15 protein-coding genes and 1 tRNA gene are annotated in these 14,870 nt (G+C 69.6%); 14 read left to right on the top strand and 2 right to left on the bottom strand.

All coding sequences use genetic code 11. The annotated features are described in order from the left end of the window. The first annotated feature begins 36 nt into the window (after positions 1–36). Positions 37–1,455 carry an acyltransferase gene (locus tag AB0J78_RS00170; protein WP_363785224.1) on the top strand — a complete coding sequence of 473 codons (1,419 nt, stop codon included), beginning with the start codon at positions 37–39 and terminating at the stop codon, positions 1,453–1,455. 20 nt (positions 1,456–1,475) lie between these two features. After that, positions 1,476–2,132, top strand: a complete 657-nt coding sequence (gene msrA, locus AB0J78_RS00165; protein WP_363785222.1) for a peptide-methionine (S)-S-oxide reductase MsrA — start codon at positions 1,476–1,478, stop codon at positions 2,130–2,132. Between the two features lie 138 nt (positions 2,133–2,270). Here msrA and AB0J78_RS00160 read toward each other — a convergent pair. Both AB0J78_RS00160 and AB0J78_RS00155 read right to left on the bottom strand, forming a co-directional pair. Then, positions 2,271–2,343, bottom strand: a tRNA-Gly gene (locus tag AB0J78_RS00160). 105 nt (positions 2,344–2,448) lie between these two features. Next, positions 2,449–2,847 carry a PPOX class F420-dependent oxidoreductase gene (locus tag AB0J78_RS00155; protein WP_210968004.1) on the bottom strand — a complete coding sequence of 133 codons (399 nt, stop codon included), beginning with the start codon at positions 2,845–2,847 and terminating at the stop codon, positions 2,449–2,451. A 248-nt stretch (positions 2,848–3,095) separates the two neighbouring features. Here AB0J78_RS00155 and AB0J78_RS00150 point away from each other — a divergent pair, with 248 nt between their 5' ends. The 12 genes from AB0J78_RS00150 (at position 3,096) to AB0J78_RS00095 (ending at position 14,856) form a co-directional block, all read left to right on the top strand. Beyond that, positions 3,096–3,533, top strand: coding sequence for a DUF983 domain-containing protein (locus AB0J78_RS00150; protein WP_363785219.1), 438 nt, complete (start codon positions 3,096–3,098; stop codon positions 3,531–3,533). Positions 3,534–3,640: 107 nt separating this feature from the next. Further along, entirely contained in the window at positions 3,641–4,492 is an 852-nt protein-coding gene (locus AB0J78_RS00145) for a DNA-formamidopyrimidine glycosylase family protein (RefSeq protein WP_363785217.1), read from the top strand. A gap of 168 nt (positions 4,493–4,660) precedes the next feature. Continuing rightward, positions 4,661–5,914 (top strand): histidine kinase, encoded by a 1,254-nt coding sequence (locus AB0J78_RS00140; protein WP_132677624.1) that lies wholly within the window; start codon positions 4,661–4,663, stop codon positions 5,912–5,914. 9 nt (positions 5,915–5,923) lie between these two features. After that, on the top strand, positions 5,924–6,835 hold the full coding sequence (locus AB0J78_RS00135; RefSeq protein WP_363785214.1) for a S49 family peptidase: 912 nt from the start codon (positions 5,924–5,926) through the stop codon (positions 6,833–6,835). A 301-nt stretch (positions 6,836–7,136) separates the two neighbouring features. Beyond that, entirely contained in the window at positions 7,137–7,973 is an 837-nt protein-coding gene (locus AB0J78_RS00130; RefSeq protein ID WP_363785211.1) for a LytTR family DNA-binding domain-containing protein, read from the top strand. 10 nt (positions 7,974–7,983) lie between these two features. Next, positions 7,984–8,388, top strand: a complete 405-nt coding sequence (locus AB0J78_RS00125) for a hypothetical protein (protein ID WP_363785208.1) — start codon at positions 7,984–7,986, stop codon at positions 8,386–8,388. 150 nt (positions 8,389–8,538) lie between these two features. Beyond that, positions 8,539–10,281: a cation acetate symporter gene (locus tag AB0J78_RS00120; RefSeq protein ID WP_363785205.1), complete on the top strand. Its 1,743-nt coding sequence runs from the start codon at positions 8,539–8,541 to the stop codon at positions 10,279–10,281. A 352-nt stretch (positions 10,282–10,633) separates the two neighbouring features. Continuing rightward, positions 10,634–10,948, top strand: coding sequence for a DUF485 domain-containing protein (locus AB0J78_RS00115; protein WP_207922257.1), 315 nt, complete (start codon positions 10,634–10,636; stop codon positions 10,946–10,948). 104 nt (positions 10,949–11,052) lie between these two features. Next, entirely contained in the window at positions 11,053–12,576 is a 1,524-nt protein-coding gene (locus AB0J78_RS00110; RefSeq protein ID WP_363786326.1) for a cation acetate symporter, read from the top strand. Between the two features lie 202 nt (positions 12,577–12,778). Beyond that, complete coding sequence (locus tag AB0J78_RS00105; protein WP_363786324.1) at positions 12,779–13,111, top strand: rhodanese-like domain-containing protein; 333 nt, start codon at positions 12,779–12,781, stop codon at positions 13,109–13,111. Further along, the gene (locus AB0J78_RS00100) at positions 13,108–14,019 is read left to right on the top strand and encodes a DUF4328 domain-containing protein (RefSeq protein WP_363785203.1); all 912 of its coding nucleotides are present in this window, start codon (positions 13,108–13,110) and stop codon (positions 14,017–14,019) included. Before AB0J78_RS00105 ends, AB0J78_RS00100 begins: the two co-directional genes overlap by 4 nt. Positions 14,020–14,070: 51 nt before the next feature. Next, positions 14,071–14,856 (top strand): glycerophosphodiester phosphodiesterase family protein, encoded by a 786-nt coding sequence (locus AB0J78_RS00095; protein ID WP_363785201.1) that lies wholly within the window; start codon positions 14,071–14,073, stop codon positions 14,854–14,856. The last annotated feature ends 14 nt before the right edge of the window (positions 14,857–14,870 follow it).

The raw sequence follows: 14,870 nt of genomic DNA, 5'->3' as shown, positions 1-14,870 counted from the left end.
GTCCGAGTCGGGCGCGAATCGATGGGGTGATCCGGGTTGAGTGTTGCGCGCGTCGTGCACGCTCGCCCTGAGTTGTTCGCCGCCCCGAACCACGGCTTCGCCTGGATCCGCATGATCGGTGCGCTGCTGGTCATCTACGGTCACAGCTCCCCCCTGGTGGGCAGCGGCGAGCTGTTCCCGCCGGAGTGGCCGGTGCAGCCTGACGAGGGCGTGCTGATGGGGTTCTTCGCGCTCAGCGGTTTCCAGATCACCGAGAGCTGGATGCGCGATCCGCACGCGCTGCGCTTCGCGGTCAAGCGGGTGCTGCGGCTGTGGCCGCCGATGCTCACGGTGTCGGTCGGCATGGCCCTGATCGTCGGCCCGGTGATCACCACGCTGCCGCTCGGCGAGTACTTCCGCGCGCACGAGACCTGGGGCTACATCGTCAACAACGCGGGTCTGCTGACGTTGCGGCACGACCTGCCGGGGGTGTTCGAGAACAACCCGTGGCCGGACGCGGTCAACGGTTCTCTGTGGACGCTGCCGATGGAGCTGCTGGCCTACGGCGGCCTGTTCGCGCTGCTGCTGCTGGGCACCGCCAAGAAGGACTTCCGCTGGTTGACGGTGGTCGCGCTGATCGGCCTGATCGCCTGGGACCGGCACCTGGAGCAGACCCCGGGCGCCGAGTCGGCGGGTTCGCTGCTGAGCGTTCCGGTCGAGTCGCTGGTGGCGTTCCTGGTGGCCTTCGCGCTGGGCGTGCTGCTGAACCTCTACCGGATCCCGCTGTCGCCACTGGCCGCGGGTGCGGGCCTGGTCGTGCTGGTGGTGATGGGCAACAACATCACCGCCTCGGCGTTCATGGCCTTCGCGGTCAGCTACGCCGTGATCGTGGCCGGGCACTTCTGGCCGTCGCGGCTGACGGTTCCGGGCGTGTGGGTCAACGGCAGCTACGGCGTGTACGTCTGGGGTTTCCCGGTGCAGCAGCTGCTGGCGATGGCCGGGATCGGCAACCAGTGGCTCATGCTGCTCTGCGCCGCCCCGATCGCCTACGTCCTGGGCACCCTGTCGTGGAAGTACGTCGAAGACCCCACGATGCGGCTGCGCCACCTCCTCGACACCGCGCCCGCGAAGAAGCGCGAACCCGAACCGGAGCCCGATCCGGAGGACGTTCCGACCGAGAAGTCCCTCCCCCTGCCCGAACCGGGCGTTCACCGGGCCCCGGACCGGCCCGAACGTCCCCGGTACGCGCCACCGCGCCCGCCGGTGGGCGGTGCGCAGCGGCCCGTCGGACCGCCGCCGGGCCGGGCGTACCCGCCGGACCGGGGGTTCCCGCGTCGCCTGCCGCCGGAGGAGTCGCCGTTGTCGCGGCGGTTGTCCGGTGAGATCGACGAGCAGCCGCAGGGCAGGCACGCGCGCCGGCCGATGCCGCCGGATGCGGGTCGTCGCGGCGATCCCAACCGGCTGGATCGCCGTTGACCACCGCGTACCCTGGAAACATGTTCGGTGCGAAGCTGAAGATGATCGACCCGTCGTCGGCGCTGCCCGGCCGTGACACGGCGATGCCGGTGGACGAGCGGCACGCGGTGTTCCCGGAGCGTCGCATCGTTCCGCCGTTCCCGGAGGGCCTGGTCACCGCGGTGGTCGGCATGGGCTGCTTCTGGGGCGCGGAGCGCGTGTTCTGGCAGACCGAGGGCGTGTGGAGCACGGCGGTCGGCTACGCGGGCGGCTACACGCCGAACCCGAGCTACGAAGAGGTCTGCTCCGGGCTGACCGGCCACACCGAGGCCGTCCTGGTGGTCTTCGACCCGAAGAAGATCAGCTACGCGCAGGTCCTCAAGGCGTTCTGGGAGAACCACGACCCGACCCAGGGCATGCGCCAGGGCAACGACCTCGGCACCCAGTACCGCTCGGCCATCTACTGCGTCGACGACCAGCAGAAGGCCGAGGCGGAAGCGAGCCGCGAAGCCTTCCAGCAGGCCCTGACGGCGGCGGGCAAGGGCGAGATCACCACGGAGATCGCCCTGCTCCAGGACTTCTACTACGCCGAGAGCTACCACCAGCAGTACCTCTCGGACGCCAAGAACCCCAACGGCTACTGCGGCCTCGGCGGCACCGGCGTCTCCTGCCCGATCGGCCTCGGCGTCGAGAGCTGACCTCCCGCGGAGCGCGATCGTGGACGGTTCCGGTCCGACCCGTCCACGATCGATGACCGCGTCGCCCGGTCTGCAGGAGTTCCCAGGACGTGAAATAGCAGTGGGGCCGAGGTTGATGACCTCGGCCCCACTGCTGCGAGCGGATGACGGGACTCGAACCCGCGACCCTCACCTTGGCAAGGTGATGCGCTACCAGCTGCGCTACATCCGCGTATTCATCGCCTCCCGGTGACTTCCGCCCCCGGTGGGCTGTTGGTGAACACTTTAGCCCACGGTTCGGAGGCCGTTCACCGGGGGGTCCCCCTTCCGCGTCCGCTCAGCCGACCGCGCGGGTGGGGGTGAGCCGGAGCAGGACCCGGTTCTCCGAGCGCATGGCCTCGCGGTAGGACTCCCAGTTCTCGTGCTCGCCGGAGATCGAGCGGTAGTAGTCCTCCAGGAGCGGCAGGGCCTCGGGCAGTTCGACGATCTCGACGTCGGCGTCGACCTGGAACCAGCGCCCGAAGAACGCGTCCGGCAGCACGCACAGCCAGGCGCGCGGATCGCGGCGGAGGTTGCGCACCTTGCCCGAACCGGACTTGGTGCTGATCACCACCCGGCCCTGCTCGTCGACCGTCGCCAGGACCGGTGTCATCAGCGGTGTTCCGTCGGTGCGCGGGGTTCCCAGCACCGCGCGGTGCTGGTCGCGGATCAGCTCGCGGGCCTCGTCGACGTCCATCCGGCACCTCCCGAATCAGATGTGCTCGGAGCGTAGTGGTTCAGCCGGGTTGTTTCCGGCCCGGAGGGTTGGCTCGGACGCCGCACATGATCGACAATGAGCGCGGTGTTGGCGGCCCGCTTCGTGCGTGCCATCACCCTCCGGGCCGATGACAGGAGCGGTACCGTGGCACCACGCTCGGTGACAGACGTGGTTCGAGTGGCGAGTTGGCGTTCGAGTGACCAGCCCGGGTGGGCGGGGAGGCGACGATGAACCGGGTGGTTCGAGGCTCCGACGGCCGGGAGTGGACGATCAGGGCGAACCTGGAGTGGTCCAACCCGATCGTGGTGGACGAGTTCGAGCACGACGTCAACGGCGGCTCGACGCCGGCGATCGTGGTGGGCGCGGCCCTCGCGTCCCTGGTGGTGGTGTTCATCGCCTGGACGCCCGCCGAGGTCATCATCCCGAGCTGGCTGATCGCGGTGATCGTGCTCGCGATCCTGTTCTTCCCGATCCGCTGGGTGCTGCACCGCCCGTGGACCCTCACGGCGTCCACGCCGGGCGACGCCGACGAGAACCCGCCCGAGACCTGGGTGGGCGTCGTGCGCGGGTTCATCGAGGTGCGCACCGAGGTCTCGCAGGTGGCCCGCCACATCGAGCTGTACGCGGAGCCGGACATGAACGGCAGGCTTCAGCCCACGGAATGAGAAGGCGGCGCGGGTAGCCGAACCCGACCAGCGGCGGTGCCAGTCGCTCAGGTGGGGAGGGAGCACATTCCGCCGCTCCGCCGACGTTCCTGCGGCACACTGGGGTCGTGCCCGAACTTCCCGAGGTGGAGGCGCTGGCCCAGCACCTCCGCGACCACGCCGTGGGGCGGACGGTGGCGCGCGTCGACGTCGCCTCGATGAGCGTGCTCAAGACCGCAGATCCGCCGTGGACCGCGCTGCACGGACGCGAGGTCACCGGTGCGGTCAGGCACGGCAAGTACCTCGACCTGGACTGCGGCGGCCTGCACCTCGTGTGCCACCTGGCGCGGGCCGGCTGGCTGCGCTGGTCGGACAAGCTCGCCACGACCCCGCCGAAGCCCGGTCGTGGGCCGATCGCGCTGCGCGTGAACCTCGGCGGCGTCGGCTTCGACCTGACCGAGGCAGGCACCCAGAAGAGCCTCGCCGCCTGGATCGTCGACGACCCGGCCGTGGTCCCGGGCATCGCGAAGCTGGGGCCGGACGCGCTGGAGCTCGACGCCGACGGGCTGGCCGCGCTGCTGGACGGGCGGACCGAGCGGATCAAGACCGTGCTCACCGAGCAGTCCACGATCGCGGGAATCGGCAACGCCTACTCGGACGAGGTCCTGCACGCCGCCAAGCTCTCCCCGTTCGCCACGGCCGGCAGGCTCGACGCCGCGGCCGTGACCCGGCTGCACACCTGTGTCCAGGACATCCTCCGCGACGCGGTGGAGCGTTCGCTGAACCAGGACGCCGCGCGGCTCAAGGCGGAGAAGCGGTCGGGGATGCGGGTGCACGGCCGCACCGGTTTGCCGTGCCCGGTGTGCGGTGACACGGTTCGGGAAGTCTCCTTCGCAGACCGGTCGATGCAGTACTGCCCGACGTGCCAGACCGGTGGGAAGCAGCTGGCGGACCGCAGGATGTCCCGGCTGCTCAAGTGAGTTGTCCACAGGTTGTGGACAACTGCTGGGGTTGTGCACAGGGATTGTCTGCCGAACGGGCGAGTGGATTCCGCTGAATGGAACGCATCTGTACCGTTCACCGACGGAAACCCCGCACTGGCCGTAGCCGTCTTGATTCGCGGCGTGCCGCTCGTGCAGATTGATGTTGTGGCGGAGTTGTTGACAGAGCGGACGGTCCTGACCACGCTCGCTGCGCTCGCCGTGCTGGGCATGTTCGTGCTGTTGTGCCGGGCGCGTCGGGTGAGCACTTCGGTGGAGGACGCCACGCTGGCGGCTCTGCACCGGGTGACCAGAGCGGCGCCCTACCTGCGCGAGGGCCTGAACCAGGAATCGGCGGACAAGACCGGTCCGCATCTCCGGGAGCTGCTGGCCTGCGTCGCGGTCGGCATCGTCGACGGCGACGGAACCCTGCTGACCTGGGACGGCGAGGCCAATCACCACTACGCCGACCTGCGCACCAAGATCGAGCAGGTGCTGCGCACCGGTAAGCGCGACTTCCTCGACCACGGCGACGTGGTCTGCGAGCAGCGGCCGTGCCCGATGCGGCACGCGGCCGTGGTGCCGCTGGAGGTCGAGGGCCACGTCCGCGGCGTGCTGACGGTCATCGCCGACGGCGATCGCAAGCGGCTCCTGCGCGCCGCCGCCGAGGTCGCCCACCACGTGTCCACCCAGCTCGAACTCGCCGAGCTGCAGGAGTCCAAGGAGCGCCTGGCCCAGGCCGAGGTGCGCGCGCTGCGGGCGCAGATCTCCCCGCACTTCATCTACAACGCGCTGAACACGATCTCCTCGCTGATCCGCACCGACCCGGAGCACGCGCGCGACCTGCTGCAGGAGTTCGCCGACTTCACCCGCTACTCGTTCCGCAACAGCGGGCTCTACACGACGCTGGCCGACGAGATCCGCAACATCGACCGGTACCTGACGCTGGAGAGCGCGCGGTTCGGCCCGGACCGGCTCAACGTGCAGCTCAAGATCGCTCCCGAGGTGCTGCCGGTGGTGGTGCCGTTCCTGGCGCTGCAGCCGCTGGTGGAGAACGCCGTCCGGCACGGCCTGGCCAACAAGCCCGGCGGCGGGACGGTCTCGGTGACCGCCGAGGACAACGGGTCCGAAGCGCTGATCAGCGTCGACGACGACGGCATCGGGATGGACCCGGAGCTGCTGGACGCCGAGCTCGCCAACGCCCACCTCACCGGTGCGCACGTCGGGCTGGGCAACATCAACAACCGGATGCGCGCCACCTTCGGCAACGACTACGGGCTCGTCGTCGAGACCGAGAAGGGCGCAGGCATGAAGGTCATCATGCGAGTGCCCAAGTTCGCCCCCGGTGTCCGGCCGGAGCCGCTGGCGCCCGTGGACGAGCCGGGCGTGGGTTTGGCCGCCGGACCCGCCGCGGGCCGGTAGCGTCGGGGTATGGACGAGAAGGCACCCCAGAAGTTCGTCGACGCGGTCACGGCCAAGCTGCCCAAGGAGCTGACCGAGAAGTTCAGCGGAAAGCTGCCAGGCATGAACGAGCGCGGCCCGGTCGTGGCGGTGGTCAAGCTGCACGGCGTCATCACGCCGCAGCCGTCGCCGATGGGGCGGCCCTCGATCTCGCTGCAGAACGTGGATTCGGCGCTCAACCGGGCGTTCTCGCACGACCGCCTCAGCGCGGTGGTGCTGTCGATCAACTCGCCGGGCGGTGCGCCGACCCAGTCCGCGCTGGTCGCGGACCGGATCCGCGGCCTGGCGGCGGAGAAGGACGTCCCGGTGATGGCCTACTGCGAGGACGTCGCCGCCTCCGGTGGTTACTGGCTGGCCTGCGCCGCCGACGAGATCTACGCGCACCAGACCTCGCTGGTCGGCTCGGTCGGCGTGGTCAGCGCCAGCTTCGGGATGACCGGGCTGCTGGACAAGCTGGGCGTCGAGCGCCGGGTCTACACCGCCGGTGAGAACAAGGTGCGGCTCGACCCGTTCCGCCCGGAGAAGGCCGAGGACGTGCAGTGGCTGCGCGGCCTGCAGGACGAGCTGCACGGGCAGTTCCGGGACTGGGTGCGCGAGCGCCGCGACGGCAAGCTGAACGGCAGCGAGGAGGAGCTGTTCTCCGGTGAGGTCTGGACCGGCGCGAAGGCCGCTGAGCTCGGGCTGATCGACGGCGTCGGCACGCTGCGCGAGATCATCGAGCGCAAGTACCCGGACGCCCAGGTGCAGACCGTGGAGGGCCGCAAACCGCTGCTGGCGCGCCTCGGGATGTCATCGGGCGTGTCCAGAAATCCCGTGGCGAACCTGTTTTCCGGGCTCGACGCGCTCGAACACCGCGCCATGTGGGATCGTTTCGGCCTGTAGAGGCTTGTGCTTCGGGTCCCTGCCGGGGAAGACTCGGCGGGGACCCGTTTTGCGTGGTGTTGCGGACAAAACTGGTCCGGTTCGGCTAGGGGTCGATCGCTCGATCAGCCCTGCACGTTGATCCATTCGGGCGAAAATCGGCTCCGCAGGACAGATTCTTGCCGCTGGCCCCTCGTGGAGAACCCCCGTGCTGCGCTAACAACTAGGGTTCTGCGGCCACATTCGCGGGATCGGCGGGAGGCCGGATGGGACATCGGGACATGGACAGTGCGCCGAGGGCGCGGCACGATATGGCGTTGCATTGAGTACACGAGAGAACCCCGCCGGACTGGTCGTCCTCGCCGTCGACGACGAGCGGGCCGGGCTTGACGAGATGAAATTCCTGCTCGGCAGCAACCCTCGCGTCGGGCGGGTGCTGACGGCGTTCGACGCCGCCGAGGCGCTGCGGCTGCTGCGCAGCGACGATCCGGAGCTGATCGGCCGCCGCGACGAGGACGAGTCCATTGTGGACGCCGTGTTCGCGGACGTCTCGATGCCGGGGCTGTCGGGGATGGAGCTGGCTCGGGTGCTCACCGCGTTCCGCAACCCGCCCGCGCTGGTGTTCATCACCGGGCACGAGGAGAACGCCCTGGAAGCGTTCGAGGTCGGCGCGCTGGACTACATCATGAAGCCCGCCAACTCCGACCGCGTCGACCGCGCGCTGCGCGGCATCGAGAAGAACAAGCAGCAGTCCGGCAAGAGCGGTTCGCCCCAGCCGCTCGAAGCCGCGACGCCCGAGGACGACGAGGTCATCCCGGTCGAACTCGCCGGCACCACGCGGATGATCCCCCGCAAGGAGGTCCGCTGGGTCGAGGCGCAGGGCGACTACGCGCGGCTGCACACCACCGAGGGCTCCCACCTGGTCCGGATTCCGCTGGCGCAGTTGGAGGAGCGCTGGGGCGAAGCCGGATTCCTGCGCATCCACCGGTCGTACCTGGTCTCGCTCGCGCTGGTCACCGAACTGCGGATGTCCTCGTCCGGCTACTCGGTGGTGCTCGGCGGCGGGCCTCCCAAGGAACTGCCCGTGTCCCGTCGGCACACCAGGGAGCTCAAGGACCGCCTGGTGAAGGCGCCGCGCGACAACTGGGGCCAGCAGTGAGCGGGAACGGATGAGCCCGGAGGGCTTCGACGTCCGCGCCCGGCTGAGCGAGTACTCGCCCCGGCCGAGGCGCAAGCGCGTCGTGCTCGCCGACCGGCGCGGACCGCACGTCCCCCGGGTCCGCGTCGAGGTCGATGAGCAGACCGGAGCGCTGGAGGGGCTGGTCAGAGACCTCGTCGAGAAGCAGCTGCGGGCGGCGTTGCTGCTGTCCGGCGTCGTCGGCGCGGTGCTGCTCGGCTTGCCGCTGGCGCTCTGGCTGGTCCCGTCCCTCGGTGAGTTCGAGGTCTTCGGGCTGCGGTTGCCCTGGCTGGTCCTCGGTGTCTTGGCCTACCCGTTCCTGGTGTTCATCGGCTTGCTGTTCACCCGCAAGGCCGAGCGAAACGAAGAGGACTTCCTGGGAATGCTGGAGGAGTAGGTCCCCGATGCTCGGCAGCGGCGGAACCTCGGACGTCCTTCGGCTCCGGGGCGGGCGAGCGAGTTCGCCGCTTGCCCGACGCTGTTTCGGCCGCGGTCGCTGCTCTGCGTAAAGTGGGTGCGACTCTGAGGCGCCAGATGGCTGGGTGAGATGTTCTCGAATCTGTGGTCTTTGGGCGGCGTCGTGCTGATCGTCGTCGCGACGCTGGGCATCGGCCTGTGGGGCTCGCGTTCGGCCCGGACCACCGATTTCTCCGCCGCGCGCAAGCCGGTTCGGGAAGAGCGCAACGCCGCGGCCATCTCCGGCGAGTACCTGTCGGCCGCGTCGTTCCTGGGCGTGGCGGGTCTGGTGCTCAAGGACGGTGTCGACGCGCTCTGGTACCCGATCGGTTTCGCGGCCGGCTACCTGGCGCTGATGGTGTTCGTCGTGGCGCCGATGCGCCGCTCCGGCGCCTACACGATGCCGGACTTCGTCGAGGCGCGGCTGAATTCGCTGGATCTGCGCTCGCTGTCCACGGTGATCGTGCTGGTCATCGGCTGGTTGTACCTGGTGCCGCAGTTGCAGGCGGCCGGGATGATGCTCTCCGCCATCGTCGGGTCCGAGTACCACGCGGGGATTCTCGTGGTGGCGGTGATCGTGCACGTCAGCGTGGTCAGCGGCGCGCTGCGCGCGGTGACGCTGGTGCAGGCGTTCCAGTACTGGGTGAAGCTGTTCGCGATCACCCTGCCCGCGTTCGCGCTGCTGATGGTGTTCCTGGTCGGCGGGCAGCAGCAGGCGCTGGACGAGCCGCGCACGCCGTTCTTCCAGCAGGACACCGCGGTCCGCGTCGAGACCGACGTGGTGCTCCAGGTCAGCGAGCCGGTCTGGCTCACCGCCACCGAGGGCTCGGGGCAGGCGGGCGCGATGTACCTGCAGCCGGGGGAGCACCCGGTCCAGGCGGGCAGCGAGCTGCGGTTCCCCGCCGGTGCGGCAGTCCCGGTGGTGACCGGGGCGGTGCCGGACAACGCGAGCTGGCTGCGACCCCAGCAGGACGGGCTGACCGGACTGCTGGAGACCTATTCGGTGCTGATCGCGACGTTCCTGGGCACGATGGGCCTGCCGCACGTGCTGGCCCGCTTCTACGCCAACCCCTCGGGCGCGGGCGCGCGCCGGACCGCGCTCTACGTGTTGGGACTGCTCGGGGCGTTCTACCTGTTCCCGACGATCTTCGGGCTGCTGTCCCGGCTGTACGTGCCGCAGCTGCTGGTCACCGGCCAGACGGATGCCGCGGTGCTGCTGCTGCCGCACGCGATGCTGGGCAACTGGGTCGGCGGGGTGCTGGCCGCGATCACCGCGGCGGGTGCGTTCGCCGCGTTCCTGTCCACTTCCTCGGGCCTGGTCATGAGCCTGGCCGGGGTGCTGTCCGCGCGGGACGTGCTGTGGGGCCGGACGATGCGGTTCCGGTCGGCGGCGGTGCTGTCCTGCGCGGTTCCGGTGGTGCTGGCGCTGGCGGTGGACGACCACGACCTCGCGCGCAGCGTGGGTCTGGCGTTCGCGATGGCCGCCTCGACGTTCTGCCCGGTCCTGGTGCTGGGCATCTGGTGGCGCGGGCTGACCGCGGCCGGTGCGGCGTGCGGCATGGTCACCGGCGGATCGCTGGTGCTGATCTCGGCCTTCGCCGCGCACCTCGCCGGGCACACCACCTGGTGGGCGCAGCTCGCGTCGCAGCCCGCGCTGTTCACGGTGCCGTTGGCGTTCGCGGTGACCTACCTGGTCAGCCTGGCGACCCGGGCGCGCGTGCCGGGCGGTGTCTCGCGGCTGATGCTGCGGCTGCACGCGCCGGACCGGCTGGGCTTCGTGGACAGCAGGCCGGTCTCCGAGCCCGTTTCCAAGCACGGTCGCCACGAGCGCTGAGGCTGTGCGGGATCAATTGTCCCGCTGAACGTTCTTCACCCCGCCAACCGTGTGGTTGGCTGCGAGTTTGACTACTTTCCGTCGACAATTCCATGATATTCCGAGGAATCAATACTCCGTCCGAATGAAAAGCTTCCCAATCGGCACAATTCGATGCATCCTGTTGAGGTGCTAACTTCACTCGATCGTTAGCGCACATACTCCCAACGGGCCTACCCACCGATGCGCCAGGTTCCGTAGCGTTCCGGCGTTGTGTGATTCAGGCTCATGCTTGGCGATAACGCGAGGCTGAGCCTTTCTTTGTGGAAGGAGAGCCGTGAGCGCCACGGACCAAAACGGGTCCGGGTCCGGTATTGACGCCGAAACCTGGGCCGCTGCGCAAAGCAGTCCCGAATTCGCCCAACTGCGCAAGCGACTGCGCAACTTCGTGTTCCCCGTGTCGGCGTTGTTCCTGGTCTGGTACCTCGTGTACGTGTTGCTCGCCGACTACGCGCACGGCTTCATGAGCATCAAGCTGGTCGGCAACATCAACGTCGGACTTGTGCTCGGCCTGCTTCAGTTCGTGTCGACCTTCGTGATCACGACCTGGTACGTCCGCTACGCCAACAAGAACCTGGACCCGGTCGCCGAGAAGATCCGGGAAGACGTTGAGGGGGGCGGCAAGTGAGCACGTTCCAAGCTGTTTCCGCCGCCCAGCCGATCGCTGCAGAAGCGGCCGGTGGCAACTCGTTGCTGAACATCGGAATCTTCGCGATCTTCGTGGCCGTCACGATGGTGATCGTGTTCCGGGCGAGCCGGAACACCAAGACCGCCTCGGACTACTACGCCGCCGGGCACGCGTTCAGCGGGCCGCAGAACGGGATCGCGATCTCCGGCGACTACCTGTCGGCGGCGTCGTTCCTCGGCATCGCGGGCGCCATCGCGGTCAACGGTTACGACGGGTTCCTGTACTCCATCGGCTTCCTGGTGGCCTGGCTGGTCGCCCTGCTGCTGGTGGCGGAGCTGCTGCGCAACACCGGTCGCTACACGATGGGTGACGTGCTCAGCTTCCGGATGCGGGAGCGCCCGGTGCGCACGGCGGCCTCGCTGTCCACGCTGGTGGTGAGCTTCTTCTACCTGCTGGCGCAGATGGCCGGTGCCGGTGGCCTGATCGCGCTGCTGCTGGGCATCACCGACAAGGGCGGGCAGGCCATCGTGATCGCCGTGGTCGGCGCGCTGATGATCCTCTACGTCCTGGTCGGCGGCATGCGCGGCACGACCTGGGTGCAGATCATCAAGGCGGCGCTGCTGATCGCCGGTGCCTTCGTGATGACCATCTGGGTCCTGGCCCTGTACGGGTTCAACCTCTCGGCGCTGCTCGGCCACGCGGCCGACGTCGCAGGCGAGAAGGTGCTCAACCCGGGCGCGCAGTACGGCAAGACGGAGACCAGCAAGCTGGACTTCATCTCGCTGGGCGTCGCCCTGGTGCTGGGCACCGCCGGTCTGCCGCACGTGCTGATGCGCTTCTACACCGTGCCGACCGCCAAGGAGGCGCGTCGTTCGGTGGTCTGGGCGATCTGGCTGATCGGCCTGTTCTACCTGTTCACGCTGGTCCTGGGTTACGGCGCCGGTGCGCTGGTGGGACCGGACGCGATCAAGGACGCCCCGGGCGGGGTGAACTCGGCTGCTCCGCTGCTGGCTTCCTACCTGGGCGGTCCGCTGCTGCTGGGCTTCATCTCGGCGGTCGCCTTCGCGACGATCCTGGCGGTGGTGGCCGGTCTGACGATCACGGCCTCGGCCTCGTTCGCGCACGACATCTACGCGAACGTGATCAAGAAGGGCAAGGTCGACGACAAGCAGCAGGAGGTCCGCGTCGCGCGGATCACCGCGTTGGTCATCGGCGTCGTGTCGATCCTGGGCGGCATCGCGGCCAACGGGCAGAACGTGGCCTTCCTGGTCGCGCTGGCCTTCGCCGTCGCCGCCTCGGCGAACCTGCCGACGCTGCTGTACTCGTTGTTCTGGAAGCGCTTCAACACCACCGGCGCGCTGTTCAGCATCTACGGCGGTCTGGCGATCACCATCGTGCTGATCATCTTCTCGCCGGCGGTCTCGGGCGACGACGAAGCGATGTTCCCGGCGATGGACTTCGCGCTGTTCCCGCTGAAGAACCCGGGCCTGGTGTCGATCCCGCTGTCGTTCCTGCTCGGCTACCTCGGAACGATCTTCAGCAAGGACGAGAACGGCGGCAAGAAGTACGCCGAGATGGAGGTCCGCTCCCTCACGGGTGCGGGCGCGGAGAAGGCGGTCCAGCACTGACCCGATCCACCTCGTGACGAACGCGCCCCGGACCTGCCCAGGTCCGGGGCGCTTCGTTCGAGGCGGGGGCGGTTCGGTCCGAACCGGCCGGGCGAATGCGACATCGATCATGAACGGTTCGGACAAAACCGCCCGCACCCTCACACCGAAGAGACTTCCGACGTGGCAGCATCGGGGCGTGACTACTCCACCTCCTGGACAGGTGCCCGGCGTCGAGCCGGTGGAACTGCCCGAGAAGCTGCCGCAGGGCAGCGTGCTGCTGGACGTCCGCGAGGACGACGAGTGGCAGGCCGGGCACGCCCCCGAGGCCGTGCACATCCCGATGAGCAAGCTCGTCGAGCGCCTCGATGACATCCCGGAAGCCGACCAGATCTACGTGGTGTGCCGCTCGGGCGGTCGTTCGGCGAAGGTCACCGCGTACCTCAACGCCAACGGCTGGGACGCGGTCAACGTCGAGCGCGGCATGAACGGCTGGTCGGCCATCGGCCGTCCGCTGGTGTCCGACGGGTCCGACGGCGAGCCGTACGTGCTGTGACCCCTCCGCCCCAGCACGACCGGATGGAGTGGGTCGCCACTCCGCCCGGCGGTCCGCGTCGCACCCGGCAGCGGCGACGGCCGCGTCCGTACACCGGCCCGCCGTCCTATCCGGCGCCTCCGCGCTGGGGCTTCCCGCTGCTGGCCTGGCGCTGGCCGCTGGCGCTGCCCACGAACGGCCGGGTCGACCAGGCGGAACGGGCCGGGGCCAAGGCCGCCACCGCGATCGCGGCCCTGTGGGTGACCGCGGGCGTCGCGGCGCTGGCGACCTTCGCCGAGGCGTGGCGCTACGTGTTGCTGCTGTTCAGCAGGGGTGAGGCGCTCTCGCGGACGGTGCTGGCGATCTCCGACGCGCTGGTCGGCACCACGGGCCTGATCCTGGTCCTGATGGGCGTGCTGACCGGCGTGTTCGTCGTGCTGTGGGGTCTGCGCGCGCGGGCCGCGGCGGCCGAGCGGATCGGCGTCCGCAGCGCCCGGCCGGACTGGCAGGTCGTGGCCGGCGTCCTGATCCCGGGAGCGAACCTGCTGATCCCGGGCGCGGCGGTGGCCGAGCTGGAGCACTCGCTGCTGGTCGCCGAGGGCGACCGGGAGAAGGGCGCGCGCCCGTGGCCGAGCCTGCGAGTCCGGTTCTGGTGGGCGCTGTGGGCGGCCACCGTGGTGGTCGGCCTGCTCGCCTTCGGCTGGACGTTCCGCGACGGGGTCCAGGCCCTGGCCGACGGCGTCGTGCTGCACGCGGTCAACAACGCGCTGGTCACGGTGCTGGCGGTGGTCACAGCGCGGCTCATCGACCACTTCATGCGGTTGCTGCTGCCACCGGACCCGGCCGAGCTGAACCGGCAGCGGGTCCACGCGGTCCGCGCCGCTCCTCCGCCGCCGCGCGCCGCGCGCCCGGACACGGCTCGCCGCTGAGGTGGGTCACAAGTGACGGCGGTGTTCGCGTCCGGTCCGGATACTGGTGGGGTGGCGGAGATTCCTGAGGTCGTCGCGCACCGGGGCGCGTCCGCGCACCGCGCCGAGCACACCCGGTCCGCCTACGAGCTGGCGCTGGAGCAGGGCGCCGACGCCCTGGAGTGCGACGTCCGGGTCACCCGCGACGGTCATCTGGTCTGCGTGCACGACCGCCGCATCGACCGGACGTCCAGCGGGCGCGGCGTGGTCAGCGCGCTGACCGTGGCCGCGATGGCGGAGGTGGACTTCGGCCGTTCCGCCGCCGAGTACGGCGTGCTCACCCTGGACGAACTGCTCGGCATGGTGCGCGCGAACGCGCGCCCGACGAGGCTGTTCGTGGAGACCAAGCACCCGGTCCGCTACGGCGGTCTGGTCGAGCACAAGCTGGTCGCGCTGCTGGCCCGGCACGGACTGGCCGCGCCGGACGACCCGCGCGATTCCCAGGTCTTCATGATGTCCTTCGCGCCCGCAGCGGTCCGCCGCTTCAAGGAGACGGCGCCCCGGGTGCCGACGGTGCTGCTGTTCTCGCGGTTCACCGGAACTCGCCGGGGTGGCGTGCTGCCGCCGTGGGCGGACCTGGCCGGACCGGACGTGCGACTGCTGCGCGAGGACCCGGGCTTCGTGTCGCGCGCCGCCGCTCTGGGCCGCGACACCTACTGCTGGACGGTCGACGCGCCCGCCGACATCGATCTGTGCCGGAGCGCGGGCGTGCGGTACCTCGCGACGAACTCGCCCGGGGGAACCCGGCTCCACCTGGCTGATCCCGATGCCGCCCACTTCGGTAGCGTCACGGGGTAGTCACCGCCAGCGAT

The sequence above is a fragment of the Saccharopolyspora sp. NPDC049426 genome, assembly GCF_040676935.1.
In the GTDB taxonomy this organism is placed as follows: domain Bacteria; phylum Actinomycetota; class Actinomycetes; order Mycobacteriales; family Pseudonocardiaceae; genus Saccharopolyspora.
The sequence above is the reverse complement of the archived record's forward strand: the minus strand, read 5'-3'. Positions and strand labels throughout refer to the sequence as shown.

Coding starts and splice junctions, on each gene's coding strand:
- AB0J78_RS00125 (WP_363785208.1), top strand. CDS start 7,984: ATGAGCCCGGAGGGCTTCGACGTCCGCGCCCGGCTGAGCGAGTACTCG.
- AB0J78_RS00135 (WP_363785214.1), top strand. CDS start 5,924: ATGGACGAGAAGGCACCCCAGAAGTTCGTCGACGCGGTCACGGCCAAG.
- AB0J78_RS00120 (WP_363785205.1), top strand. CDS start 8,539: ATGTTCTCGAATCTGTGGTCTTTGGGCGGCGTCGTGCTGATCGTCGTC.
- AB0J78_RS00150 (WP_363785219.1), top strand. CDS start 3,096: ATGAACCGGGTGGTTCGAGGCTCCGACGGCCGGGAGTGGACGATCAGG.
- msrA (WP_363785222.1), top strand. CDS start 1,476: ATGTTCGGTGCGAAGCTGAAGATGATCGACCCGTCGTCGGCGCTGCCC.
- AB0J78_RS00110 (WP_363786326.1), top strand. CDS start 11,053: ATGGTGATCGTGTTCCGGGCGAGCCGGAACACCAAGACCGCCTCGGAC.
- AB0J78_RS00155 (WP_210968004.1), bottom strand. CDS start 2,847: ATGGACGTCGACGAGGCCCGCGAGCTGATCCGCGACCAGCACCGCGCG.